The following is a 24,710-nucleotide window of genomic DNA, read 5'->3' on the forward strand; positions in this document are numbered from 1 at the left end:
CCGGATCAGCCCTTGTAGGCGGCTGCGGCGTCCGATTCGAGCTTCGCCTGCGTCCCCGCCACGTTCTTCGGGTTCTTCAGGAAGTCCTGGAGGTCCTTCCACTCGCCCTTGCCGGGCGTTCCGCCGAAGGCCTGGGGGGCCTGGTCGGACATGTCGAAGCGGAAGTCGTCTCCGGCCGCGATCAGCGCCTTGGCCATGGACTGCTGAACGGCGTTCGGATAGGCGGAGTCGGACACGCTCTTGTTCGGTGAGAGATAGCCGCCGAGCTTCGCCCAGATCGTCGCCGCGTCGGGCGAGGCGAGGAAGGTCAGCAGCGCCTGGCCCGCCTCGGACTCCTTGAGCAGGACGGCCGCGTCGCCGCCGCTCACGACGGGCGCCTTGTCACCCACGGCCGGGAACGGGAACACCTTCGCGTCCGTGCCGATCTTCGCCTTGGTCTCCGCGATGTTCACGCCCACGAAGTCGCCCTCGAAGACCATGCCCGCCTTGGGCTGGTCGCCGCCGGTGAACGTCTGCGTCACGGACGCCGGGAACTCCGTCTGGAGCGCGCCGTCCGGGCCGCCCGCGATGTAGTTCTTGTTGCCCCACACCTGGGCGAGCGTGGTCAGCGCGTCCTTCACGGACGGATCCGTCCACTTGATCTTGTGCTGGGCGAGCTGGTCGTACTTCTCCGGTCCCGCCTGGGACAGATAGATGTTCTCGAACCAGTCGGTGAGCGTCCAGCCGTCCGCGCCGCCGACCGAGACGGGCGTGACACCGGAGTCGTAGATCGTCTGCGCGGCGGTCAGGAACTCCTTCCAGGTCTTGGGTTCCTTGGCCCCCGCGTTCTCGAAGACCTTGGTGTTGTACCAGACCAGCGACTTGTTGGCGGCCTTGAAGTAGACGGCGTACTGCTTGCCGTCGACCTTGCCGAGGTCCTGCCAGCCCTGCGCGTAGTTCTTCGTCAGCTGCGCCTGCGCGTCCGCGCCGACGGGCTTGGCCCACTTCTTGTCGACGGCCTGCTTGATCGCGCCGACCTGCGGGAGCAGCGCGACGTCCGGCGGCGCACCGCCCGCGATCTTCGAACCGAGGAAGTTGATGATGGGGTCCTGCGCCGGTACGAAGGTGACCTTCGCGCCCGTGCGCTTCTCGAACTCCGCCAGCACCTTCTTGAAGTTGGCCTGTTCGGCGCCTGTCCACACGGCGGCGACTTCCAGAGTGGCGCCGTCGAGCTTGGGGAGGGTGACGGAGCCCGCGCCGGTGCCGCTGCTCTCCGTGCCCTTGCCGTTGTCGTTTCCCTTGTCCTTGTCACCGTCGCCGCCGCACGCGGTGAGCGTGAGAGCGCCTGCGACGACGGCGGCCGCGGCGGCCTGCGCGGCCCTGCGCGAGCGGTGCGTGGAGTGATTGGGCGACCTGCGTATACGAGGATTGCTGCGCATCACTGCCCCGTTCTTCGTTCTTCGTCGAACGTCCGAGCGGTTGTCCCGTGCGCTCTGGTCTACGCCCGGTCACTCGGGGGCGGCAAGACCGCCGGTACTGTCAAGTGAGCGATCGTGATTGGGTCGTGACGTGGGGTCACCGAGGGTGAAGGGCGCCGACGGGGTGATCCGAAGGGCGGCCGGGCCGCCTGCCGGCGGCGGCCGACCCGGCTTCGCGGCGCGTCGGGCCGCGGCGGCGGCAGCACCGACCCGCGCCGGGCCGGGTGCCCCCGAGCGGCCGCGCAGGGGCCGCCCACCGCACCGGGGCTGCGCACGGCGCCTGGGTCGCCCACCGCATCGGGGCTGCGTACGGCGCCGGGGCTGCGCACGGCGCCTGGGTCGCCCACCGCATCGGGGCTGCGTACGGCGCCGGGGCTGCCCACGGCGCCTGGGTCGCCCACCGCACCGGGCTGCCCACGGCGCAGGGGCCGCCCATCGCACCGGGGCCGCGCACGACGCCTGGGTCGCCCACCGCACGGGGGCTGGGCACGGCGCCTGGGTCGCCCACCGCACGGGGGCCGCGCACGACGCCTGGGTCGCCCACCGCACGGGGGTCGCGCACGACGCCTGGGTCGCGCACGGCGCGGGGGCCGCCCGTCGCACCGGGGCTGCGAACGGTGCCGGGGTCGCCCACCGCGCCGGGGCCGCGCACCGCGCCTGGGTCGCCCACCGCATCGGGGCTGCGTACGGCGCCGGGGCTGCGCACGGTGCCTGGGGCGCCCACCGCACTGGGCCGCGCACGGCGCCGGGGTCGCGCACGGCGCCTGGGTCGCCCACCGCACCGGGCTGCCCACGGCGCAGGGGCCGCCCACCGCACGGGGGCCGTGCACGGCGCCTGGGTCGCCCACCGCACGGGGGCTGCGCACGGTGCCGGGGTCGCCCACCGCACCGGGCCGCGCACGGCGCCGGGGCCGCGCCTGTTTCGGCCCCGGCGCGGTGACGCCCGGGGCCCGAACGAGTCTCGCGCCGCGCGGGCTAGAGCAGGGACGGCACCTCGGTCGCGGAGACGGAACGAGCGGCACGCTCCAGGGCGCTGGCGAGCAGGGCCAGGTCCGTGGGTCCGTTGCCCAGCTCGCGGACCGGGCGGCGGGCCGGCGGGTCGCCCATGCGCTGCCACTCCAGCGGGACGACCGTGGGGCGGAGCGTGGCCGTACGGGGGATGCGCCCCGTGACCCGGCCGCCCTGGAAGGGAGTCTCCCGGCCGTCCGGGCGGAGCAGCCGGCCCCGCCCGGGAGCGGGTTCCTCCGGTCCGGGCGACGGTGTCTCGAGCGTGACGCGCAACGCGGCGGAACGCGCCAGTTCCGATCCCGCCGTACGGCCACCGGTCCCGGACGACGCCACGAGGTGCACCCCGAGCCGGTCCCCTTCCCGGGCGACGGCCTCCAGCGCCCGTACGACCGAACCGGCCGCGGGACGCCCCGGGGACCCCAACGACGGTGACAGCAAGGCGTCCAGGTCGTCGACGACCACGACCAGCCGGGCCAGCGGCGGCCCCGGCTCGATCCGCTGCCGTGCCGCGGCCGGCCGCAGCCGCATGGTCGAACTGGGCGGTGAGTCGAGGTCCGAGGCCCCCAGGGACGAGGTTCCGCTCGACGAGGTGCCGGCCGATCGCTGCGACACGATCCGGCCGGACGCCGCCCGACCGGCGTGCCACTCCGCGAAGCCGAGCCGGCCCAGCAGTTCGGACCGCCGCTTCAGCTCGGCGCTCAGGGACTGGGCGAACTCCCGCATCCGCACGGGGTCGTTGGCCGTCAGGTGCGTGGTGACATGCGGCAGGTCCGTGCAGACCTGGAGCCCTTCCCCGCCGTTCCCCGCGCCATGGCCTCCCGTGCCGTCGCGTCCGTCCAGCAGGACGATCCCGAGCCGGTCGGGCCGTTCGGCGGCGGCGAGGGACGCGGCCACCGAGCGCAGCAGTTCGGTACGGCCGCTGCCCGGCGGGCCCTCGATCAGCAGGTGTGGTCCCTCGACGGGCAGGTCGACGGCGACAGGCCCGCGCGGGCCCGCGCCGAGGACGGCCCGGGCCCGTCCGCCGAGCGCCTCGGTGTCGTCCGCGGCATCCGCCCAACGCGCCATCAGGGAGGCGGGGGTGGCCCGCGCCAGCCCCAACTCGTCGAGCAGGCGCGCCAGGTGAGGCAGCGGTGCGGACACGCGCGCGTGGCGGTCCCCGTGCGCTCCGTCCGTCCGCAGCGGCGCGAGGGCGCGGGCGAACCGCTCGGCCCAGGCGACCGACACGGCGTCCACGGCGGCGACGGTGCCATGCCCCACGGGGCCGCGCGGCAGCTGTCCGGCGGCACCGGAGGCGCGGCCCGCGCGCGGCGCGGCGGCGTGACCGGTTCCGTCTCCGGCTCCGGGGCGAGGAATGCCCGTGTGGGTGGATCCCTCGTGCCGGGGACCGGAGTGCGACGGCCCGGAGCGCGTATGCCCGGCCGGACCCGCTCCGGTGCGGTCGCCACCGGGGGACCCGGCGTGCGGCGCCGCCTCCGGGGCGGGCTCGCCGGTCCCGCCCGGGGCGACCCGCATCAACCGCAGCGCCGTGGCCACGTCCCCGCTGAGCAGCGCCACCGCCCCGCACTCACGGAACGCCGGCGATGCCTGGCAGGCGGCTTCGTAGGTGTCCGTCACCGGAGACGCGGGCGACGCCGCCGCGGTCTCGGCGAGACACACCAGATGGATTCCGGCCCGCGAGCCCTCGTGCGCGAGGCGCACCACGGCCTCCCGTACGTCGGCGCCTCCGGGGTCCCCGTCCACGACGACCACTGTGTACGGACCGTCGTAGCCGTCGTCCGTTTCCTCGGCCCTTGCCCAGGAGGGCCGCCGCGCCGCGCCCCGCGGACCGTCGTCGCCGGCGCGCTCGCCGTCGTGCGTCCCGGACCGGGCGGCCGGAACAGTCGCTCCGGTGCCTGCGGACCGTGCGCCCCGGCCGCCCGGTGCGCCTTCCGTCTCGGCGAGGTGGTCCTCGAGGCGGCGCAGGAGTTCGTCGGTGCGCGCCGCCGCCTGTTCGCGGTCGTACGCGAGGAGGAGACGGCAGTCCTGCCCGTGGGCGGGGCGCAGATGGGGGAGCCAGCCGAGCCAGGACCACTCGGAGCTGCGTTCCTCCACCGTGCGGGCGCGGTCCGTGCTGATGAGGACGATTTCCAGGGTGTCGGGGGAGTGCAGCGCGGCGAGCTGGGCGACGACCGCGCGGGCCAGCCCCGCGAGACGCGCGCGCGGTCCGGCCAGGCCCAGTGAGCCGACCTCCCGCAGCCCCGCGGTCACCGGCACCGCCGGGAGCAGGCCCGAGCCGTCCGGTGCGGCCCGGTCGGCCGTGCCCAGACGCACCGTCAGTGCCTCGGGGTGTCCGGGGCCCCGCTCCCACAGCCGGGGACCCGGTCCCAGCGCGGTGAGCAGCAGGGTCGCCGGGTCGGGCCAGCTCTCGGGCGACCGCCGCACGGCGGGAAGGGATTCCTCCACCGCGACGGTTCCGTCGTCGTACGCCTCCCGCGCGGTCCCCGCCGGTTCTCCGCGGCCGCCGGTCAGCCGCCGGGCCCAGGCGCCGATACCGCCCCGCCTGCGCACCCCCGCCGGGATGTCCGTGCCCCGTGTCGGCGTGCCTTTGCGCGCACCCGGGATGCCCGGTCCGTCGAAGCCGGACGCGTCGGCGGCCCCGGTGCCGAAGGTCTCCGCGGCTTCCGTCCCGGCCCGCCCGTCGGGAGCTCCCGTGGGTCCGCCCGGGCCCCCCGGTGCGTCCCCGCGCGGGGACGCACCGGGGGCTGAGCCGTTGTCCGCCGCCGCCCCGCCGCGCGGCCTGCTCTCGATCCGGGGTGCCCCGCCCTGCTCCGGCACGGCCGGGGGCACCGTCCGTCCGTGTTCCAGCGCTCCGGGGACGCCGCCACCGGAGGCACCCCACTCCGCGGTCCCGTAGGCGTGATGCGTCTCGCCCGAGGGAGGGAGGGCGCCCCGCTGCGCGAGGGAGGCGCTCTCCCCGCGCGCGTGGGGCACGGCGCCGTGCGGGTGGGGCGTGCCCGGTGAGGAGGCCTGCGAGGAGAAGGAGGCCTGCGTGCTCGGACCGGTGGCGGATCCGCCCCGCGAGCCGTTCGAAGGGGAGCCGGCACCCTGCGCGGGGGTGGCGTCCGGCCGGTCGGCGGTGCCCGCCCGGTCGCCGGACCCGGCGAGTCGGAACGCGCCGTCCTCGGCCGCCCCGGCCTGCACCCGTACATGGCCTTCGCCGTCCGGTGCCGTCCGTACGGCGCCCGGTCCTCCGGGCGGCGCGAGGCGCAGGGCGGACTCGCCGACGCGCAGCAGCGCGCCCTCGGTGAGGCGGACCGGCCGGCTGCCCACGCGGGAGCCGTCGAGTGTCGTGCCGTTCGTGGAGCCGATGTCGGCGACCGAGACGCGGCCCTCGGGAGTGACGGTGACCGCGCAGTGCAGGCGGGACACGTCGGGGTCGTCCAGGGGCACGTCGGCGTCCGCGGAGCGGCCGATGTGGATCTGACCGCCGTGCAGCAGGTGGACGCCGCCGGCGTCGGGGCCCGCGACCACGTGCAGCTGGGTGGAGACATCGTCCAGGTCGGGACCCGGCTCGGCGGGTGCGCCGAGGCACAGCACGGCGCCGTCGGTCAGGGGCGGCTCGCCGAGGGTGCAGCGCTGGGCGTCGAGCCGCTCCGCGCCCGCGTAGAGCACGATCTGGCCTCCGCCGGGCTCACGGCCCCGCTCGCCCTGGGAGGTGCCCCCGCTCCCCCCGACCGCCGCGGCCAGCCCCGACGCGACCGCGGCCAGCGCCGTCCCGGCGGGCGCGGTGACCAGCACATCGCAGGCCGTGGCTCGCCCCCGCGGCTCCGATGGCGGGCCCAGCGGGTCTACGACGGTCAGCCGGATCTGCATCGCCGTCCGGGGTCCCTTCCGCGCAGGTGTCCGCGACGAGGACGAGGCTGCGCTGCGGTCCCCCACCGCAGATTTCCCCCACCGCACACGGGCACGTCGGCCAGTACTGGAGGCATCCTCGCACCTGCCACCGACAACACGCCCGCCCCCCACCCGTAAGTGATCTTGATTGGTCGGCTCTGCCCGTAAAAGTGCCTGACCAGTGCCCGCCCGCTGTCCGCTTGAGATCGGTCACGCCCGCCCCGCGGCAACCAAGTGACCGGACTGAGCGTCTTTCCGTCGAACATGAGCGAGCGTCTTTCGGGCGTCTTCCTGTCGAACATGTACGGGAACGCGTACGTAAGCGCTTATGCGGACCACAGGCCTGCATGGGACCTATGGGGAAGCACACGAGGACGACAGCCCGGTGCCGCCTGCAGCGGCACTACAGTGGGTCGGAACACCTGTACCACGGTGATCACGGTGGTCGGACCAGGCAAGCAAGCAACAGGGAGCGCATGACGTGCGGCCGGTAGGGAGCAAGTACCTCCTTGAGGAGCCGCTGGGGCGCGGCGCCACAGGCACGGTCTGGCGAGCCCGCCAGCGGGAGACCGCGGGCGCCGAGGCGGCCGTCGCCGGGCAGCCCGGCGAGACCGTGGCGATCAAGGTCCTGAAGGAAGAGCTCGCAAGCGACGCAGACATCGTGATGCGGTTCCTGCGGGAGCGGTCGGTGCTGCTGCGCCTGACCCACCCGAACATCGTGCGCGTACGCGACCTCGTCGTCGAAGGCGATCTCCTCGCTCTGGTCATGGACCTGATCGACGGGCCCGACCTGCACCGCTATCTGCGCGAGAACGGGCCGTTCTCGCCCGTCGCCGCCTCCCTCCTGACCGCCCAGGTCGCCGACGCGCTCGCCGCCAGCCACGCCGACGGCGTCGTGCACCGCGACCTGAAGCCCGCGAACGTCCTGCTCAAGCAGGACGCCGGCGGCATGCACCCGATGCTGACCGACTTCGGCATCGCCCGGCTCGCCGACTCCCCGGGCCTGACCCGCACCCACGAATTCGTCGGCACGCCCGCGTACGTCGCGCCGGAGTCCGCCGAGGGGCGCCCGCAGACGTCCGCCGTCGACATCTACGGCGCCGGCATCCTGATGTACGAGCTGGTCACCGGGCGCCCGCCGTTCGCCGGCGGGTCCGCCCTCGAAGTGCTCCACCAGCACCTGAGCGCCGAACCGCGCCGCCCCTCGACCGTGCCGGACCCGCTGTGGACCGTCATAGAGCGCTGCCTGCGCAAGAACCCGGACGAGCGGCCCAGCGCCGAGAACCTCGCCCGCGCGCTGCGCGCCGTCGCCGCGGGCGTCGGGGTGCACGCGAACGCCGCGCAGATCGCCGCGGCCGAGGGTGTGGGCGCCCTGCTCGCCCCCGACCCGGCCCCGGCACCCGTCCCGGACATGCCCGGCGCGGCCGACCCCACGCAGGTCCTGCCCCACAACGCGGGCTCCTACGACCCGTACGGCGCGACCAGCGTGCTGCCGCACACCTCCGGCGCCGCCGACGCCACCTCCGTGCTGCCGAACCGCGGCGCGGCCGACCCGACCGCCGTGATGCCGCCGGTGCCCCCGCACCAGCCGGGCGGACAGCCCGGCCAGGGCGAGGACCCGCACCCCTGGCAGAACCAGCTCCGCGCGGCCCGCGACCGCAACGAACAGACGCAGGTCCAGTACCTCGACCCGAACGAGGACCCGCTGCGCCGCCGCCCCCAGCGGCAGGTCGCCAGGCCGCAGCAGCAGCCCCAGCGGCAGCGTCCGCAGCAGGGCCAGCAGCCGCCGCCCGGATACGGATATCCGCAGCAGCAACAGCCGCAGCAGTACGCGCCGCAGCACCAGCAGCCGCAGCGCTACGCCCCGGCGCCCCAGCAGCAGCCCCAGCCGCAGCGGTACGCGCCGGAGCCGCAACGGCCCCAGCAGCCCGCGCCGCGCGAGCCCCGTCAGCGCAGCTCCAACCCCATGAAGATCCCGGGGCTCGGCTGCCTCAAGGGGTGCCTGTTCACGATCGTCATCCTGTTCGTCGCCGGCTGGCTGGTCTGGGAATTCAGTCCTCTCCAGGACTGGATCGGCACCACCAGGTCCTTCTGGGGCCAGCTGACCCACTGGTACAACGACGTGAGCGACTGGATCGGGGAACTCGGCGGAAACAGCCCCTCGGGCAACTGACTCTGGGGATTTGTCGATATCTGACGGGTGATTTCGGTCTCGGGAGTGAAGGTTGGCTCCTCGGGCGCGTACTTTAAGCGGCAACACGCGTCTGTAGGAGCAGTCTTGGCACGCAAGATCGGCAGCCGGTACACCGCGAACCAGATCCTGGGGCGGGGGAGCGCCGGCACGGTGTGGCTGGGCGAGGGACCCGAGGGGCCCGTCGCCATCAAGCTGCTGCGCGAGGACCTCGCGTCCGACCAGGAGCTCGTGGGGCGCTTCGTGCAGGAGCGCACCGCACTGCTCGGTCTCGACCATCCCCACGTGGTGGCGGTGCGCGACCTGGTGGTGGACGGCAACGACCTCGCCCTCGTCATGGACCTCGTACGGGGCACCGACCTGCGTACCCGGCTCGACCGGGAGCGGCGGCTCGCCCCCGAGTCCGCGGTCGCGATCGTCGCCGACGTCGCGGACGGACTCGCGGCCGCGCACGCCGCCGGGGTCGTCCACCGTGACGTGAAGCCCGAGAACGTCCTGCTCGACATGCAGGGCCCGCTCGGCCCCGGCGGTTCCCACCCGGCCCTCCTGACCGACTTCGGTGTGGCCAAGCTCATCGACTCGCCGCGCCGGACCCGCGCCACCAAGATCATCGGCACGCCGGACTACCTGGCGCCCGAGATCATCGAGGGCCTGCCGCCGCGCGCCGCCGTCGACATCTACGCGCTGGCGACCGTGCTCTACGAGCTGCTCGCCGGGTTCACGCCCTTCGGGGGCGGACACCCCGGCGCGGTCCTGCGCCGCCATGTCACGGAGACCGTGGTCCCGCTCCCCGGCATCCCGGACGAGCTGTGGCAGCTGATCGTGCAGTGCCTGGCCAAGGCGCCCGCGTCGCGGCTGCGGGCCTCCGAGCTGGGCGCACGGCTGCGGGAGCAGTTGCCGCTGCTGGCCGGGATGCCCCCGCTGGACGTGGACTCGCCGGACGCGGAGTCCGCGGACGAGGACGAGGAGTACGAGGAGACCGCGGAGCCGGCCGAGCCCGCCGCCGCCCGGGTGCGACGCGGCGCCGTGCCGCTCGTGCCGGGGGCCGCGCCGGACTCGAACCGGGACACGCACACCTCGATGCGGGTGCCCGCGCCCGACGAGCTGGCCGGCGGCGCCCGGGGCACCGCCCGGGCGCCCCGCGCCGCGGGCGCGCCCCGTCCGGGATCCGCCCGGCACCGCGCCTCCGCCCGCCGACGCCGGATCACCCTGGGTACGGCGGCGATCGCCCTCGTCGCCGCGGTGGGCGTCGGCACCTGGCTCGCCACCTCCGGCGACGACGCCGACGCGACCCCCCAGGACACGAAGAACTCGGCCCCGGCCTCCCCGTGACCCCCCAGGGCCGACGGAGGTCCACGGCGGGCGGAGTCACGGCACCGGGGGAGTGCGGAGGCCCCTCAGGGGTGAGGGGCGGGCCCCGGTTGCCGTAGCCGTTACGCTGGAGGCGTGGCAGTCGTCGATGTATCCGAAGAGCTCAAGTCCCTCTCCTCGACCATGGAGTCGATCGAGGCCGTCCTGGACCTCGACAAGCTGAGGGCAGATGTCGCCGTGCTCGAGGAGCAGGCGGCCGCGCCGTCCCTGTGGGACGACCCGGACGAGGCGCAGAAGATCACCAGCAAGCTGAGCCACCTCCAGGCGGAGGTCAGGAAGGCCGAGGCGCTCCGCGGGCGTATCGACGATCTGAGCGTGCTCTTCGAGATGGCCGAGGAGGAGGACGACCCGGACACCCGTGCCGAGGCCGACGCAGAGCTCGTCGCCGTCAAGAAGGCGCTGGACGAGATGGAGGTCCGCACGCTCCTGTCCGGCGAGTACGACTCCCGCGAGGCCGTCGTCACCATCCGTGCCGAGGCCGGCGGCGTGGACGCCTCCGACTTCGCCGAGAAGCTCCAGCGCATGTACCTCCGCTGGGCGGAGCGCCACGGCTACAAGACGGAGCTCTACGAGACCTCGTACGCGGAAGAGGCGGGCATCAAGTCCACCACCTTCGCCGTCCACGTCCCGTACGCCTACGGCACGCTCTCGGTGGAGCAGGGCACGCACCGGCTGGTGCGCATCTCGCCCTTCGACAACCAGGGCCGACGCCAGACCTCGTTCGCCGGTGTCGAGATCCTGCCCGTCGTCGAGCAGACCGACCACATCGAGATCGACGAGTCGGAGCTCCGGATCGATGTGTACCGGTCCTCCGGTCCCGGCGGTCAGGGCGTCAACACCACGGACTCCGCGGTGCGTCTGACCCACCTCCCCACGGGCATCGTCGTCTCGTGCCAGAACGAACGGTCGCAGATCCAGAACAAGGCCTCGGCCATGAACGTTCTGCAGGCCAAGCTCCTCGAGCGGCGCCGGCAGGAGGAGCAGGCCAGGATGGACGCCCTGAAGGGCGACGGCGGCAACTCCTGGGGAAACCAGATGCGTTCGTACGTCCTGCACCCGTACCAGATGGTCAAGGACCTGCGCACCGAGTTCGAAGTCGGCAACCCCGAGGCCGTGTTCGGCGGCGAGATCGACGGCTTCCTCGAGGCCGGAATTCGCTGGCGCAAGCAGCAGGAGAAGTAGACGCGCGAGAAGCGCGGTGCGGACGGGCGGTTTCCGCCCCTCTGAAAACCTCTTTGTCGACAAGGCAACTGCCGTCCACCGGACGGCAGTTGCCTTTGTTGTGGGGGTTGTCTGGGTTTTATGTCACAGTCACAGGTCCACACGGCAGGCAAACGATGTTGTTCCGGACATCGCGTACGCAACGACCTTGACGATGCTTTGGAAACTGGGAAGGGTGACGGGTGGCATGCGTATTACCGGGGCGCATGTGAACCGGGGGGCCGAGCGAAGCCGCCTGTGACGCCGTGGCCCCGGGCGCTGCTCCATTGACGATCAGCTACTGGGGGTAGCAGGCAGATGACCAAGAAGACGCGGATCCGTGTGGCGCGGATAGCCGCCGGCGCGGTGATTGCCGCCGGCGCTTCGCTGACCGCGGCGGGTGCCGCCTCGGCGCTCGACCTCAACGTCGGCGTCAGCGTGAACGGCGCCGACGACCCGACCCCGACGCCCACCGACACGGGCATCCCGACCGAGCCCACGGAGGAGCCGACCGAGCCCACCGAGGAGCCCACGGAGCCCACGGAGGAGCCGACCGAGCCCACCGAGGAGCCCACGGAGCCCACGGAGGAGCCCACCGAGCCCACCGACGAGCCCACCGAGCCGACCGAGGAGCCCAGCTCCGGCAGCAGCTCCACGCCCTCCGAGGGCGGCACCGGCGGTACGGGCGGCGGCGGCAACAACAACGACCCCGACGGTGGCTCCTCCACCCAGGAGGAGGGCTCCTCGGCCCTCACCGACACGGGCTCGGACACCACCGCCCAGGGCAGCAACGACGGCGAGCTGGCCGAGACGGGTGCGGGTCAGACCACGTTCCTGATCATCGGTGCCGCCACGATGATCGCCGGCGGTATCGGCTTCCGCCTGCTGCCGCGCCTCGCGGGCGGCCGCGGCGGCGCCGCCGCCTGACGCACACGCGCACGACGAAGGGCCCGGAGCAGCTCGCTCCGGGCCCTTCCCGTGTCAGGGGCGGTCCGGCGCCGCTGCGCCGTCCGCGTGGCTCTCACACCGTCTGGTGGGCCACCAGCGCCAGCGCCGCGATCAGTACCGCGAGCAGGGCGATCAGTGCCATGGGGTTCATTCCGGCGAAGGGGCTCTCCTGCTGGAGCCGCTCCCGGTTCGCGCGGCACACGCGGCAGCGGCCCTCGCTGACGGGCGACGCGCAGTTAGCGCATACCAATCGGTCGTACGTCATGCGCTGGCCCTCCTTGCGCCGTCTCCGCGTACGCACCGTTCTCGCGTACGCGGCGCTCTCTTAACGCTGCGGGGAACGCAACCGTTCCCCTACCACTGTGCCAGGTTCCGCGGATTTCGGCGCGGCTCGCCTTATCCTGCCCCGCCCGGACGCCCGCCAGCCGCTCGGATCCGAGGCGAAACGCACCTCAGATCCGTGACAAAACGTGCAAGCCTCGCGCAACCCCGTACGCCGACTGCGCTTGCACACCCGGTTCGCGTATGGTCACGCACACCTACCCCCGGCGACCCGTGGTGCATCCGTGATCCGATTCGACAACGTCTCCAAGGTCTACCCCAAGCAGACCCGCCCCGCTCTCAGGGATGTCTCCCTGGAGGTCGAGCGCGGAGAATTCGTGTTCCTCGTGGGGTCCTCCGGCTCCGGAAAGTCCACCTTTCTGCGGCTGATCCTCCGCGAGGAGCGGACCAGTCACGGTCAGGTGCACGTCCTGGGCAAGGACCTCGCGCGCCTCTCCAACTGGAAGGTGCCGCAGATGCGCCGCCAGCTGGGGACCGTGTTCCAGGACTTCCGTCTCCTGCCCAACAAGACGGTCGCCGAGAACGTGGCCTTCGCCCAGGAGGTCATCGGCAAGTCCCGCGGCGAGATCCGCAAGTCCGTGCCCCAGGTGCTCGACCTCGTCGGCCTCGGCGGCAAGGAGGACCGGATGCCCGGCGAGCTGTCCGGTGGTGAGCAGCAGCGTGTGGCCATCGCGAGAGCCTTCGTGAACCGGCCCAAGCTCCTGATCGCCGACGAGCCGACCGGAAACCTCGACCCGCAGACCTCCGTCGGCATCATGAAACTGCTCGACCGGATCAACCGGACGGGCACGACGGTCCTGATGGCGACGCACGACCAGAACATCGTGGACCAGATGCGCAAGCGCGTCATCGAGCTGGAGCAGGGCCGTCTCGTCCGCGACCAGGCACGCGGCGTCTACGGCTACCAGCACTGATCATCGTCCACGGAAAGGTCTGAGGAAGACGCCATGCGCGCGCAGTTCGTTCTGTCGGAGATCGGTGTAGGTCTCCGCCGCAACCTGACCATGACCTTCGCGGTCGTCGTCTCGGTCGCCCTCTCGCTCGCCCTGTTCGGCGGGTCGCTCCTGATGAGCGACCAGGTGAACACCATGAAGGGCTATTGGTACGACAAGGTCAACGTCTCGATCTTCCTCTGCAACAAGAGCGACGCCGAGTCCGACCCCAACTGCGCCAAGGGCGCGGTGACCAGCGACCAGAAGAAGCAGATCCTCGCCGACCTGGACAAGATGTCCACGGTCGTCCAGAAGGTCGCCTACGAGTCCTCGGACCAGGCGTACAAGCACTACAAGGAGCAGTTCGGCGACTCCCCGCTGGCCAGCTCCCTCACGCCGGACCAGATGCAGGAGTCGTACCGGATCAAGCTGAAGGACCCGGAGAAGTACCAGGTCATCGCGACCGCCTTCGACGGCCGTGCCGGCGTGCAGTCCGTGCAGGACCAGAAGGGCATCCTGGACAACCTCTTCGGGCTCCTCAACGGCATGAACTGGGCGGCCCGGGCGGTGATGGCGATGATGCTCGTCGTCGCGCTGATGCTGATCGTCAACACGGTGCGCGTCTCGGCGTTCAGCCGGCGGCGTGAGACCGGCATCATGCGCCTGGTCGGCGCCTCCGGCTTCTACATCCAGGCGCCGTTCATCGCCGAGGCCGCGGTCGCCGGACTCATCGGCGGCGGTGTCGCCTGCGGCTTCCTGCTGATCGCCCGGTACTTCATCATCGACCACGGGCTGGCCCTGTCCGAGAAGCTGAACCTGATCAACTTCATCGGCTGGGACGCCGTGTTGACCAAGCTCCCGCTCATCCTCGCGACAAGTCTGCTGATGCCCGCGCTGGCCGCGTTCTTCGCGTTGCGCAAGTACCTGAAGGTGTGACGCATGCCCCGAGGGCCGTACCGTCAACCGGCGGTGCGGCCCTTCGCGTTGTCCTAGACTCACCGGCATGTCAGGCCGTGACCTGTTCTGCGAGCCCCGCCGCATCCGCCGCGGGGCGGCCCTGACATTGGTGTTCGCGACTGTCCTCGTCGCCGGAGCGGCGACCGGATCCTTCTCCGACTCCGACCGGAAGACCGAGGCCGGCACGCCCCGTTCGACGTCGGCACGCCACCACGACGAGGTCACCGACGCCGCCGCCCGGGCGATGGCCGACGGAAAGTCCCCCATGGAGGCCGCCGCGCGCGCCGTCAGCCGCAGCGGCGACCGCTGGGGCGCCGTCTACTCCCAGGGCGACTACGAGGAGTTCGAGGAAGCCCTCGACGGCCAGTACACCGGCGTCGGTCTGTGGGCCCGCCGCGAGCGCGACGGACGGATCGAGGTCACCCGCGTCAGGACCGGCTCGCCCGCCGCCGCGGCGGGCATCCGCGAGGGCGACCGGCTGCGCACCGTCGACGGCGCGAAGGTGGACGGCCGGCCGGTCACCGAGGTCGTCTCCTTACTGCGCGGCGACGCGGACGACGCGGACGCGGGTACGAAGGTCTCCCTCGGCCTGGAGCGCGGCACGCGGACGTGGAGCAGGACCCTGCGCCGCGCCAGGCTCTCGACGGACTCCGTGACCGTCAGCAGGCTCACCGGCGATGTCACCATGATCAAGGTCGACGCCTTCACCAAGGGCGTCGGCGACGCCGTACGGTCCGCCGTCGGCCGGGCGGGCCGCGCCGGGATCGTCCTCGACCTGCGCGGCAACTCGGGAGGCCTGGTCACCGAGGCCGTCACCGCCGCCTCCGCCTTCCTCGACGGCGGCCTCGTCGCCACGTACGACGTGAACGGCGCCCAGCGCGCCCTGCACGCCGACTCCGGCGGCGACACCACCAGACCCCTGGTCGCGCTGGTCGACGGCGGCACGATGAGCGCGGCCGAGCTGCTCACCGGGGCCCTCCAGGACCGCGGGCGCGCGGTCGTCGTGGGTTCCAGGACCTTCGGCAAGGGCTCGGTGCAGATGCCGAGCCGGCTGCCCGACGGCTCCGTGGCCGAGCTGACCGTCGGCCACTACCGCACCCCCGCGGGGCGCTCCGTCGACGGCCGGGGCATCACCCCCGACCTGGAGGCGGACAAGGAGTCGCTGCAGCGGGCCGAGACCGTGCTGAGCGGACTCGGGGACCCTTCGTGACCCGCGGAGACCGGGCCCGTTAATCGGCTTTCCCCCGAGCCCCTCTGTAGTGCGAAAATGGCCAGCACTATGAGCAAGGGAATGTACGTACCGAAGGAGTCCCAGCCCAAGCAGGGCGGCCAGGGCTCCGGCAAGGCCAAGGACGGCAAGCGCAAGATCGTCGCGCAGAACAAGAAGGCGCGGCACGACTACGCGATCATCGACACCTACGAGGCCGGGCTCGTTCTGACCGGCACCGAGGTGAAGTCGCTGCGCCAGGGCCGCGCCTCCCTGGCCGACGGCTTCGTCCAGATCGACGGGAACGAGGCGTGGCTGCACAACGCCCACATCCCGGAGTACAGCCAGGGCACCTGGACGAACCACACCGTGCGGCGCAAGCGCAAGCTCCTCCTGCACCGCGAGGAGATCGACAAGCTGGAGGCGAAGACCCAGGAGACGGGTCACACGATCGTTCCGCTCGCCCTGTACTTCAAGGACGGCCGGGCAAAGGCGGAGATCGCGCTCGCCCGAGGAAAGAAGGAGTACGACAAGCGGCAGACCCTGCGCGAGAAGCAGGACCGGCGCGAGTCGGACCGCGCGATCGCGGCGGCCAAGCGGAAGCAGCGCGGCGAGTAGAGCGGCGGGCGGAGCCGGACCGCAGGAAGGCGGGCACGGCCGGCCCGCGGGAATAGGCTGGCACCGTCGTGCGTTGGTCACGTACGATGGCAACGCACCCCACAGCGGGTGCGGACCGGTTCCTCCTCGGAGGGGCCGGGCTTTGAAAAATCAACATGGGGATGATCGGTTTCGACAGCGGCTGTTGAAGCAGGGGAAGCGTGTCGAGGAAGCGGCAATGATCTCGTAAACCATATGTCGCAAAAAATAATCGCCAATACCAAGAGCGATTCCCAGTCCTTCGCCCTCGCTGCCTAATAAGCAGTGAGTGAGGGACCCTTAATGGGTGTCAGCCCGGGAGTGTTCCCGACCCGGATCCTGGCATAATCTAGGGGACTAAACCACCGAGCCCGGTCACGGGGTTCGGTGGGAAATCAAACAGTGACTGAGCCCGTCGGCGACTTGTTCGCGTGATCACCGGGGCTGAGAAAATCGCAGCGAACTGCACACGGAGAAGCCCTGATTTTGCACCGTTGGACGCGGGTTCGATTCCCGCCATCTCCACTCATCCCATGTGGGCACAGGCCCCGCCGCTTTCGAGCGGCGGGGCCTGTGTCATGCCGGGTCCGGCGGCGGGACCGTGAGGCGGGAGCGTCCGCCGGACACGACCGGTGAGGGCGCTTCCGGTACGCCGTGAGAGGCATCGAAGACCGGAGGGGACGACTGTGACGGGACGGCAGGAGCCGTACTACCTCTGCTACGACGGGGACTTCGGGCTCAGTGGGCTGGCGGAGGCGTTCGCCCTCTCACCCGCTCCCGAGAACGCCCGCGCGGCACTCGGCCTCGTCACGGCGAAGCTCGACGCGTACGACCGTGAGATGCCCGTGGACACCTTCGACCATCTCAGCGCGGATCAGCGGAGCATCCTCGGCTATGACACCAGCCACGACGAGTGGGGGTACGCCGACGATCTGCGGCACGACGTGCGCACGCTCCTCGAGGCGCGGCTGCCGGACGAGGCGATCCGGACCGTGTGGCGAGTGGCCGCCGGGGGCGTGTGGGATCCGGCGGCGCACGGCATGAGCACCCGTGACTGGCTGCGGTGCGTCGAGGAGACCTGTGCCGCCCGCCCGCCCCGGAAGATCCCCGGGCGGCGCCCGGCACCTTCCCGGATGTGGAACGCCCGGCCGCCGTCGGCCGACGAGGTGCGTGACGACGTCGTCGCGGAGATCCGTTCCTGCCGCGAGCGGCCGGCAGGTTCCCGCCCTTCCCCCGACACCCTGTCGGCCCTCGAGGAGGTGGCCGTCCACGCTGATCCCGAACTCGCCTTCCGGCTCTTCCTGCGCGCGCTGAAGGCGTGCTCCGTGCGCATCGACAAGGAGCGGTACGACCGGTTCCAGGTGCTGGGTGACAGGTTCGGCTACCACGGCTTTCTGATCGACACCGGCCTCGACGTCGCGTGGCCGCCCATCGACACCGCCCGCCGGGATGCCCTCTGGGACTTCGGGCTCTCCCGCCTCGCCGGGCAGGCCCACTGGGAATGGCATGGAAGCCGGGAGGACATCTGGAGGGCAGCCGAGGGCGACGACGTCGGGCAGACCCCGGGCTCCGCGGCGGCCGTCCTCCTGGAGGACGCGCTCCGCCTGCTGCGCTCAGCGCTGCCCGACGCGGCGGTCTCCGCCCTGTGGTCCGGGGCCTCGGACTGGTCAGGGACCGGCGACGGCCGGGACTGGCTTCGGCTGATCGCGGACGTGTGCCGTGAGCAGCTGAGGGAGGCCGTCCCCACGTACAGACCCGTCGTGGCGCCCGCTCGTACCGAACTCGCCGACCTCGTGCTGCGTGAGGTCCGGGAGACAGCGCCCACGGTGGCGGACAAGGTCGTCAGCCCCCACTGGCGCCCCGTGCCCGCGACGGAGGTCATGGACGCGCTGGAACACGTGGTCACCCGGATCGATCCCGATCTCGGATTCCGGTTGTTCCTCCGTGTCCTGAGCCACCTGCGGGTGTCCCTCACGCAGGAGCAGTACGACCGGTACCAGGCGATCGGTGAGCGCTTCGGGTACGGCGCGTATCACGTCTCGGACGTGGACCACCTGATCGGGACCGGTTGACCGGCCCCGGCACAGGGTGAACGTGGTGGGCGGAGGCCGCCGTCGCGCGGTCGTACGGGTTGCCGTCCCGCGCGCCTTCGACCGCCCTCCCTCGTGCCATGGTTCCTCAGGCGTTCAGCGTGCGCGGTGCCGTACTCGCGCGTTCCGTCAGCCGGGGAGTCAGCAGAGTCGCCTCCGCGACCGGCGTGCCCGCCAGCTTCCGCATCAGCAACTCCACCGCCCGCGCGCCCACTTCGGCGGACGGGATGGCGATGGAGGTGACCGGGACGCGCAGGCTCTCGGCGAGCTCGTCCGGGCAGATGGCGGTGACGGACAGATCGGCCGGGACCCGCAGGCCGAGCTGCTCGAAGGCATCGATCAGCGGCTCCAGGACCGGCTCGTTGTGGACGACGACGCCGGTCAACGCGGGCTGCTCCCGCAGAAGTTGCTCGGCGAGCCGGCGTGCGGCGGCGGGCGAGGGCTCGCAGGGGTGGACGGACGAGGCCAGGCCGCTGCGGTCGGCGGCGGCCGTGAAGCCCTGCACCACCCGCTGCGCGAACGCCGTGCCCCGCACATACACCTCGGGCGGCGACCCGACCAGCGCGACGACCCGGTGCCCGAGCCCCGCGAGCCGCTCCACGCACAGCTCACCGGCCGCCTTGAAGTCCAGATCGATGCAGGTGAGTCCGTCGGTGGCGGCCGGGAACCCGATGAGCACCGACGGCCGGTCCAGCGCGCGCAGCAGCGGCAGCCGGGGATCGTGGAGCTGGACGTCCATCACGATCAGCGCGTCCACCAGCGCGGTGTCCGCGACCCGGCGCAGCCCGTCCTCGCCCTCCTCCTGTGTGAGCAGCAGGACGTCGTGGTCGTGCCGGCGGGCCGCCGTCACCACCGACACCGCGAACTGCATCACCACCGGCACATGGATGCCCGCCCGCAGCGGGATCACCAGCGCGAGGACGTTCGACCGGCTGCTGGCGAGCGCCCTGGCCCCCGCGTGCGGGCGGTAGCCCAGCCTGCGGATGCTCTCCTCGACACGCCGCCGGGTCGCCTCGGAGATCGGCCGCTTGCCGCTGAGGGCGTAGGAGACGGTGCTCGGGGAGACCCCGGCGTGCCGCGCCACATCGGTGATCTTGACCATCACTCGGACTCCAGGTCCAGGGAGAGGAAGCCCGTCCCGGCCCGGGCCCGCACCTCGCGCCCGCCCGCGGCCAGCCCCCAGGGCGCCGAGGGATCGGCGCAGGAGGCGCGAAGGGTGTCCCCCTCGCGCACGACGGTGAACGTCACATCGCCGACCGGCACCGTCACCTGGGCACCCCGCTTCAGGCCGTAGGCGCGCAGGGTGACCCCGTCGGCGTGGTCGTAGTCGGGCCGGTCGTCCACCGCGCCCACCGGGATCACCGCGCCCGGCCGCACGAGCAGCGGCACGCTTCTGAAGCCGTGCCGCTCGCGCACCCAGCGTGGCCCGGTCACCGGCGCCCCGCCGAGGTAGGGGGTCCAGGTGCCCTCGGGCACGTAGTACGAGACGTCCCCGTCGTCGCTGAAGACGGGCGCGACCAGCAGATCCGGGCCGAGCATGTACTGCCGCTCCAGATGCGCGCACCCCGGATCGTCCGGGAACTCCAGGACCATCGCCCGCATCATCGGCACCCCCTCCGCGTGGGCGGTGCGGGCGGCCTCGTACAGATACGGCATGAGGCCGAGCTTCAGCCGGGTGAACAGCCGCAGGACGTCCACGGCCTCCTCGTCGAACAGCCAGGGCACCCGGTACGAGGAGGAGCCGTGCAGCCGGCTGTGCGAGGACAGCAGCCCGAAGGCGATCCACCGCTTGAACAGCGCGGGCGTCGGGGTCCCCTCGAAGCCGCCGATGTCATGGCTCCAGAACCCGAACCCCGACATGCCGAGGCTGAGCCCGCCGCGCAGCGACTCGGCCATCGAGGCGTACGTCGCCTCGCAGTCGCCGCCCCAGTGCACCGGGAACTGCTGGCTCCCCGTGGTCGCCGAGCGGGCGAAGACGACGGCCTCGTGCTCCCCTCGGTGTTTGCGCAGCACATCGAACACGGTCTGGTTGTAGAGGTACGTGTAGTAGTTGTGCATCCGCTCCGGATCGGCGCCGTCGGCGTACGCCACATCCACCGGGACCCGCTCGCCGAAGTCGGTCTTGAAGCAGTCGACGCCCTGCTCGAGCAGAGCCTCCAGCTTCGACGCGTACCACTGCCGGGCATCCGCGCTGGTGAAATCGACCAGCGCCATGCCCGGCTGCCACAGATCCCACTGCCAGACACTTCCGTCGGGCCGCCTGAGCAGATGCCCGAGAGCCCGCCCCTCCGCGAACAGCGGGGAGCGCTGCGCGATGTACGGGTTGATCCAGACGCAGATCCGCAGCCCCTTGTCCTTCAGCCGCGCCAGCATCCCCTCCGGATCGGGGAACACCCGCGGATCCCACCGGAAGTCGCACCAGTTGAACTCGCGCATCCAGAAGCAGTCGAAGTGGAAGACGGACAGCGGGAGTTCGCGCTCCCGCATGCCGTCGATGAAGGAGGTGACGGTGTCCTCGTCGTAGGAGGTGGTGAAGGACGTCGACAGCCACAGCCCGAAGGACCACGCGGGCGGCAGGGCCGGACGCCCGGTGAGTGCCGTGTACGTGCGCAGGATGTCCTTCGGGGTCGGGCCGTGGATGACGTAGTACGTCAGCTGCTGGGTCTCGGCGCTGAACTGGACCCGGGAGACCGCCTCCGAACCGACCTCGAAGGAGACCCGCCCCGGGTGGTCGACGAACACGCCGTAGCCCGCGTCCGTCAGATAGAACGGCACGTTCTTGTAGGCCAGTTCGGTGGCCGTGCCGCCGTCCGCGTTCCACATGTCCACGACCTGGCCGTTCTTGGCGAGCGGCCCGAACCGCTCGCCGAGGCCGAAGACCTGCGTGCCGACACCGAGGTTCAGCTGCTCGCGCAGATAGTGGGCGCCCGACGCGTCCCGCATGATGCCCATGCCTTTGGGGCCGCTGCTGGTGAGGACGCGGCCGTGCGCGAGGAAGTCGATGTGCCACGGGGTGGTGCGAGAGACCCGGACGGACAGGGCGCCCGAGGTGAGGGTGGCGAAGCTGTCGTCGTACTCCGCGAGCGGTGTGAACTCGGTTCCGCGCACCTCGAACCGGGGCCCGCGCGGCTCCTCGCCCTGGAAGTGGGTGAACGTCACGCCGATGACGTCGGGCATCGGCGCATGGGCGCTGATCGTCACGACCGGTCCCTTCAGCAGGTCGCCGCGGTGCCGGATGGGCTGCGTCGGCGCGTGGATCTCCAGGCCGCCGGGATCCGAGGTCACGTCGAGGACCTCGACCGGGTGGGCCGCGGTGACGCCCTCGCGCAGCAGCCAGTAGCCGTCCGTGAACTTCACTTTCCTACCCCTTACTTGACTGCGCCGGCGGCGATGCCGCGGGTCAGGGTCCGCTGGAAGAGCAGGAAGAAGACGATGGCGGGCAGGACACCCAGCAGGGCGGCCGCGTTCGTCATCGTGGCGTCCATCAGACGCTGGCCCTGGAGGACACCGAGGGCCACCGACACCGTCTGGTTGTCGTTGGAGATCAGCATGACCAGCGGCAGCAGGAACTCGTTCCAGGTCCAGATGAAGAAGAAGACGAGGAGCACGCCGATCGTGGGGCGGCTGACCGGGACGACGATCCGCCACAGCACCTGCCACCGGTTCGCGCCGTCTATCCGCGCGGCCTCGATGATCTCGCGCGGGAACCGCCCGAGGACGGAGGAGAGGAGATAGGTGCCGAAGGCCGCCTGGATCACCGTGAACACGATGATCACGCTGAGCCTGGTGTCGTAGAGGCCGGCCTGCTTGCTCAGGTAGTAGACCGGGTAGACCAGTGCCTCCTGCGGCAGCGTGTTGGCGAGGACGAAGAAGGCGAGCACCCAGGTGCGGCCCCTGATCCGGCCGATGCCGATGGCGTACGCGTTGAGGACCGACAGGACGGCGGCCCCGACCGCCACCGACCCGGAGATCAGGACCGAGTTGAGGAGCTTCCGCCCGAAGTCCACGCGCTGCCAGAAGTCCTTGAGACCGTCGAGATAGAGGCCGCGGGGGAGGCTGAGCGGTCCGTGCTCGGAGTACTCGGCGGGCGACTTGACCGCGTTGACCGCGACGACGGCGAAGGGCAGCACCATGAACAGCGCGCCGATCACGAGAGCCACCAGCACCGGGTAGCGGCGGAGGGCTGTCATACGCGGACCCCTTCCTCAGCGTCCTCGGCGCGCGTCTGGAACTTCAGCCCGATCAGCGCCAGGGCCAGGATGATCACGGTCAGGACGGTGGAGATCGCGGCGCCGTAGCCGACCTGCGTCTTCTCGAAGAACGTCGTGAAGGAGAAGTACGACGGCACATCGGTGGCGCCGCCCGGACCGCCCTTCGTCAGGACGTACACCGCCCCGAACACCTTCAGCGCGGCGATCGTGCACCACAGGAGGACGACCGAGATCTCCGGGCGGATCTGCGGCAGCGTGATGTGCCAGAACCGCCGCCACCAGCCCGCGCCGTCCAGCTCGGCGGCCTCGTACAGCTGCGGGTCCACGCGTTGCAGCCCCGCCATGAAGACGACGAGCGGGAAACCGATCTGCACCCACACCATCACGCCCATGACGCTGTAGAGCGCGAGGTCGGGGTCGCCCAGCCAGTCCTGCTGCCAGGATCCGAGGCCTACGGCATCGAGCAGTTCGTTGAGCGATCCGTTGTCGGGGGCGAGGATCCAGCTCCACACGATGCCGGCGACGGCGATGGGCAGGACCTGGGGGAGGTAGAAGCAGGCGCGGAGCACGGCCGCCGTCCGCGTCCCGAAGTGCTTGGCGACGAAGTCGAACAGGGCGGCGGCGAGGACGAGTCCGAGGACGGTCGGCACGACGGCCATCGCGACGACCATGAACAGGCTGTGCCGGAAGGACGCCCAGAACTCGGAATCGTCCATCAGCTCGCGGTAGTTGGCCAGACCCGACCAGTGGGGACTGCCGACCCCCTGCCAGTCGGTGAAGCTCACACCAGTGTTCATCAGGAAGGGGACGACGACGACCACGAGGAACGCGATGAACCCGGGGAGCAGGAAGAGAGCGTAGGAGGTGCGGGGACGGCGCGGGCGGGTCGCGTCGCTGTGCTGCCCGCGCACGACCCGGCGGCCCCGCTCGACGGTGACCGTCATGTCTTCGGTACGCCCTTGTCGTACGCCTTCTGCAACGCGGACAGATAGGCGTCCGGGGACTCGCTCCCGGTGATCAGCTTCTGTGTCTCCGAGACGAGGACGTCGTAGAAGCCGGGGACGGGCCAGTCGGGATAGAAGGCGAGACCGTCCTTCCCGGAGAGGGCGTTGAAGTCGGCAATCAGCGTCTTGGCCTGGGGATCGGTGACGGCCTCGGGGTCGGCGGCCACCGGGACGCCGCCCTGGTTGCCCAGCAGGTTCTGGATCTTCTTCGACAGGGTGATGTCGATGAAGTCGTAGGCGAGGTCCTTGTTCTTCGCGCCCTTGGGGACGACCCAGAGGTTCCCGCCGGAGCCGAGGGTCAGATTGCTCCCGGGCCACAGGAAGGTGCCCCAGTCGAAGGTGTTCTCCGTCTTGAAGCGGCCGTACCACCAGCTGCCGGAGAACAGGATCGGGCTCTTGCCCTGGATGAAGGAGACGCCCGCGTCCTCGGCCTTGAGCCCGCTGGACTTCTTGCCGATGTAGCCCTTCTTCACCCAGTCGGCGAACGTGGTCGCGGCGTACGTCCAGGCCGCGTCGTGGAAGTCGGTCCTGCCCTCGTAGAGCTCGTAGCTGTCGACCCAGGACCGGTCGGCCTTGGACAGGGCCAGCTGGTAGAGGTACTGCTGGGCCATGTACTCGGCACCCGCGTTGGCGAGCGGGGTGATGCCCTTCGCGACGAACGTGTCCATGGCGGCCGTGAGTTCGGCCGGCGTGCCGGGCTCCGCGATGCCGTACTTCTTGAAGAGGTCCTTGTTGTAGAACACCATCGTGTACTCGGCGTAGTCCGGCACGCCGTACCACTTGCCGGAGCCCATGACCCCGTTGGTGTCGTACCGGCTGATGGTCCGCACCCCGCCGCTGATCTTCTTGTCCCAGCCGCGCTCGGTCACCTGGGCGGTGAGATCGGTGAGGAGCCCCTGCTTGGACAGGAGTCCCGCGGTCGCGTTGCCCTTGTTGTACTCCATGAGGTCGGGGGCGTCGTTCGAGTTGAGGACCATGGGCGCCGTTTTCTGGATCTGCTCGAAGCCCTTCTCCTCGAACTTCACCTTCACGCCCGGGTGTTGCGCTTCGAATTCCTTGATGGCCGCCTTCCAGGCCACCCCCATCGCGCTGTCCGGCCCTTCGTAGTGCCACAGCTTCAGCGTCTTGCCGTCCGACGAGCCGCCGTCGGAGCCGCCGCAGGACGTCGCCAGCAGGGCGCCCGCCAAGGCCACCGCCACCGTCGCCGCCCCACGCCTTCGTGTCGTCAACATCCACTGCCTCCAGAGGAGTTGGATGGGGATCGGGACCGCCACGCAGCGTTC

At 71.5% G+C, this 24,710-nt stretch carries 17 protein-coding genes and 1 other RNA gene; 10 read left to right on the top strand and 8 right to left on the bottom strand.

Annotated features, from left to right (window positions below):
* Positions 1 to 5 precede the first annotated feature (5 nt).
* Both OOK38_RS17505 and OOK38_RS17510 read right to left on the bottom strand, forming a co-directional pair.
* Complete coding sequence (locus OOK38_RS17505; RefSeq protein WP_266759377.1) at positions 6 to 1,418, bottom strand: ABC transporter substrate-binding protein; 1,413 nt, start codon at positions 1,416 to 1,418, stop codon at positions 6 to 8.
* A gap of 1,014 nt (positions 1,419 to 2,432) precedes the next feature.
* Positions 2,433 to 6,317, bottom strand: a complete 3,885-nt coding sequence (locus OOK38_RS17510) for an FHA domain-containing protein (protein WP_266759375.1) — start codon at positions 6,315 to 6,317, stop codon at positions 2,433 to 2,435.
* 502 nt (positions 6,318 to 6,819) lie between these two features.
* On the opposite strand from OOK38_RS17510, the gene OOK38_RS17515 reads away from it, so the two are divergent.
* The 4 genes from OOK38_RS17515 to OOK38_RS17530 all read left to right on the top strand — a co-directional run bounded on the left by OOK38_RS17515 (position 6,820) and on the right by OOK38_RS17530 (position 12,027).
* Positions 6,820 to 8,511 carry a serine/threonine-protein kinase gene (locus OOK38_RS17515; RefSeq protein ID WP_266759373.1) on the top strand — a complete coding sequence of 564 codons (1,692 nt, stop codon included), beginning with the start codon at positions 6,820 to 6,822 and terminating at the stop codon, positions 8,509 to 8,511.
* A 105-nt stretch (positions 8,512 to 8,616) separates the two neighbouring features.
* Complete coding sequence (locus OOK38_RS17520) at positions 8,617 to 9,861, top strand: serine/threonine-protein kinase (protein ID WP_266759371.1); 1,245 nt, start codon at positions 8,617 to 8,619, stop codon at positions 9,859 to 9,861.
* A 114-nt stretch (positions 9,862 to 9,975) separates the two neighbouring features.
* Complete coding sequence (gene prfB, locus OOK38_RS17525; RefSeq protein WP_266759369.1) at positions 9,976 to 11,082, top strand: peptide chain release factor 2; 1,107 nt, start codon at positions 9,976 to 9,978, stop codon at positions 11,080 to 11,082.
* 336 nt (positions 11,083 to 11,418) lie between these two features.
* Positions 11,419 to 12,027 (top strand): hypothetical protein, encoded by a 609-nt coding sequence (locus OOK38_RS17530; RefSeq protein ID WP_266759367.1) that lies wholly within the window; start codon positions 11,419 to 11,421, stop codon positions 12,025 to 12,027.
* Positions 12,028 to 12,121: 94 nt separating this feature from the next.
* Here the strand turns inward: OOK38_RS17530 and OOK38_RS17535 are convergent, their stop codons facing one another.
* Positions 12,122 to 12,313: a hypothetical protein gene (locus OOK38_RS17535; protein WP_266759365.1), complete on the bottom strand. Its 192-nt coding sequence runs from the start codon at positions 12,311 to 12,313 to the stop codon at positions 12,122 to 12,124.
* Between the two features lie 301 nt (positions 12,314 to 12,614).
* Between OOK38_RS17535 and ftsE the strand changes: the two genes are divergently transcribed.
* From ftsE to OOK38_RS17565, 6 genes are all read left to right on the top strand, one after another.
* Entirely contained in the window at positions 12,615 to 13,304 is a 690-nt protein-coding gene (gene ftsE, locus OOK38_RS17540) for a cell division ATP-binding protein FtsE (protein ID WP_266759363.1), read from the top strand.
* Between the two features lie 33 nt (positions 13,305 to 13,337).
* Positions 13,338 to 14,258 carry a permease-like cell division protein FtsX gene (gene ftsX, locus OOK38_RS17545; RefSeq protein WP_266759361.1) on the top strand — a complete coding sequence of 307 codons (921 nt, stop codon included), beginning with the start codon at positions 13,338 to 13,340 and terminating at the stop codon, positions 14,256 to 14,258.
* 67 nt (positions 14,259 to 14,325) lie between these two features.
* Positions 14,326 to 15,489, top strand: coding sequence for a S41 family peptidase (locus tag OOK38_RS17550; protein ID WP_266759359.1), 1,164 nt, complete (start codon positions 14,326 to 14,328; stop codon positions 15,487 to 15,489).
* 81 nt (positions 15,490 to 15,570) lie between these two features.
* Entirely contained in the window at positions 15,571 to 16,104 is a 534-nt protein-coding gene (gene smpB, locus OOK38_RS17555; RefSeq protein WP_266849351.1) for an SsrA-binding protein SmpB, read from the top strand.
* Between the two features lie 157 nt (positions 16,105 to 16,261).
* Positions 16,262 to 16,650: a transfer-messenger RNA gene (gene ssrA, locus OOK38_RS17560) on the top strand.
* Between the two features lie 158 nt (positions 16,651 to 16,808).
* Positions 16,809 to 18,194, top strand: a complete 1,386-nt coding sequence (locus OOK38_RS17565; protein ID WP_266759356.1) for a hypothetical protein — start codon at positions 16,809 to 16,811, stop codon at positions 18,192 to 18,194.
* A gap of 106 nt (positions 18,195 to 18,300) precedes the next feature.
* Here the strand turns inward: OOK38_RS17565 and OOK38_RS17570 are convergent, their stop codons facing one another.
* From OOK38_RS17570 to OOK38_RS17590, 5 genes are read right to left on the bottom strand one after another with little or no spacing between them, the layout of a single operon-like run.
* Entirely contained in the window at positions 18,301 to 19,314 is a 1,014-nt protein-coding gene (locus tag OOK38_RS17570) for a LacI family DNA-binding transcriptional regulator (protein ID WP_266759354.1), read from the bottom strand.
* Entirely contained in the window at positions 19,314 to 21,569 is a 2,256-nt protein-coding gene (yicI, locus tag OOK38_RS17575) for an alpha-xylosidase (RefSeq protein ID WP_266759351.1), read from the bottom strand. The genes OOK38_RS17570 and yicI overlap by 1 nt, the downstream gene beginning before the upstream one ends.
* Before the next feature lie 11 nt (positions 21,570 to 21,580).
* Positions 21,581 to 22,402: a carbohydrate ABC transporter permease gene (locus OOK38_RS17580; RefSeq protein WP_266759349.1), complete on the bottom strand. Its 822-nt coding sequence runs from the start codon at positions 22,400 to 22,402 to the stop codon at positions 21,581 to 21,583.
* On the bottom strand, positions 22,399 to 23,367 hold the full coding sequence (locus OOK38_RS17585) for a carbohydrate ABC transporter permease (RefSeq protein ID WP_266759347.1): 969 nt from the start codon (positions 23,365 to 23,367) through the stop codon (positions 22,399 to 22,401). Before OOK38_RS17585 ends, OOK38_RS17580 begins: the two co-directional genes overlap by 4 nt.
* Positions 23,364 to 24,659, bottom strand: a complete 1,296-nt coding sequence (locus OOK38_RS17590; protein WP_266759345.1) for an extracellular solute-binding protein — start codon at positions 24,657 to 24,659, stop codon at positions 23,364 to 23,366. The genes OOK38_RS17585 and OOK38_RS17590 overlap by 4 nt, the downstream gene beginning before the upstream one ends.
* Between the last annotated feature and the right edge of the window lie 51 nt (positions 24,660 to 24,710).

The sequence above is a fragment of the Streptomyces sp. NBC_00568 genome (assembly GCF_026341855.1).
Taxonomy (GTDB): Bacteria; Actinomycetota; Actinomycetes; order Streptomycetales; family Streptomycetaceae; genus Streptomyces.

Coding starts and splice junctions, on each gene's coding strand:
- OOK38_RS17580 (WP_266759349.1), bottom strand. CDS start 22,402: ATGACAGCCCTCCGCCGCTACCCGGTGCTGGTGGCTCTCGTGATCGGC.
- OOK38_RS17535 (WP_266759365.1), bottom strand. CDS start 12,313: ATGACGTACGACCGATTGGTATGCGCTAACTGCGCGTCGCCCGTCAGC.
- OOK38_RS17510 (WP_266759375.1), bottom strand. CDS start 6,317: ATGCAGATCCGGCTGACCGTCGTAGACCCGCTGGGCCCGCCATCGGAG.
- OOK38_RS17590 (WP_266759345.1), bottom strand. CDS start 24,659: ATGTTGACGACACGAAGGCGTGGGGCGGCGACGGTGGCGGTGGCCTTG.
- OOK38_RS17585 (WP_266759347.1), bottom strand. CDS start 23,367: ATGACGGTCACCGTCGAGCGGGGCCGCCGGGTCGTGCGCGGGCAGCAC.
- OOK38_RS17570 (WP_266759354.1), bottom strand. CDS start 19,314: ATGGTCAAGATCACCGATGTGGCGCGGCACGCCGGGGTCTCCCCGAGC.
- OOK38_RS17550 (WP_266759359.1), top strand. CDS start 14,326: ATGTCAGGCCGTGACCTGTTCTGCGAGCCCCGCCGCATCCGCCGCGGG.
- OOK38_RS17505 (WP_266759377.1), bottom strand. CDS start 1,418: ATGCGCAGCAATCCTCGTATACGCAGGTCGCCCAATCACTCCACGCAC.
- OOK38_RS17530 (WP_266759367.1), top strand. CDS start 11,419: ATGACCAAGAAGACGCGGATCCGTGTGGCGCGGATAGCCGCCGGCGCG.
- smpB (WP_266849351.1), top strand. CDS start 15,571: ATGTACGTACCGAAGGAGTCCCAGCCCAAGCAGGGCGGCCAGGGCTCC.
- ftsX (WP_266759361.1), top strand. CDS start 13,338: ATGCGCGCGCAGTTCGTTCTGTCGGAGATCGGTGTAGGTCTCCGCCGC.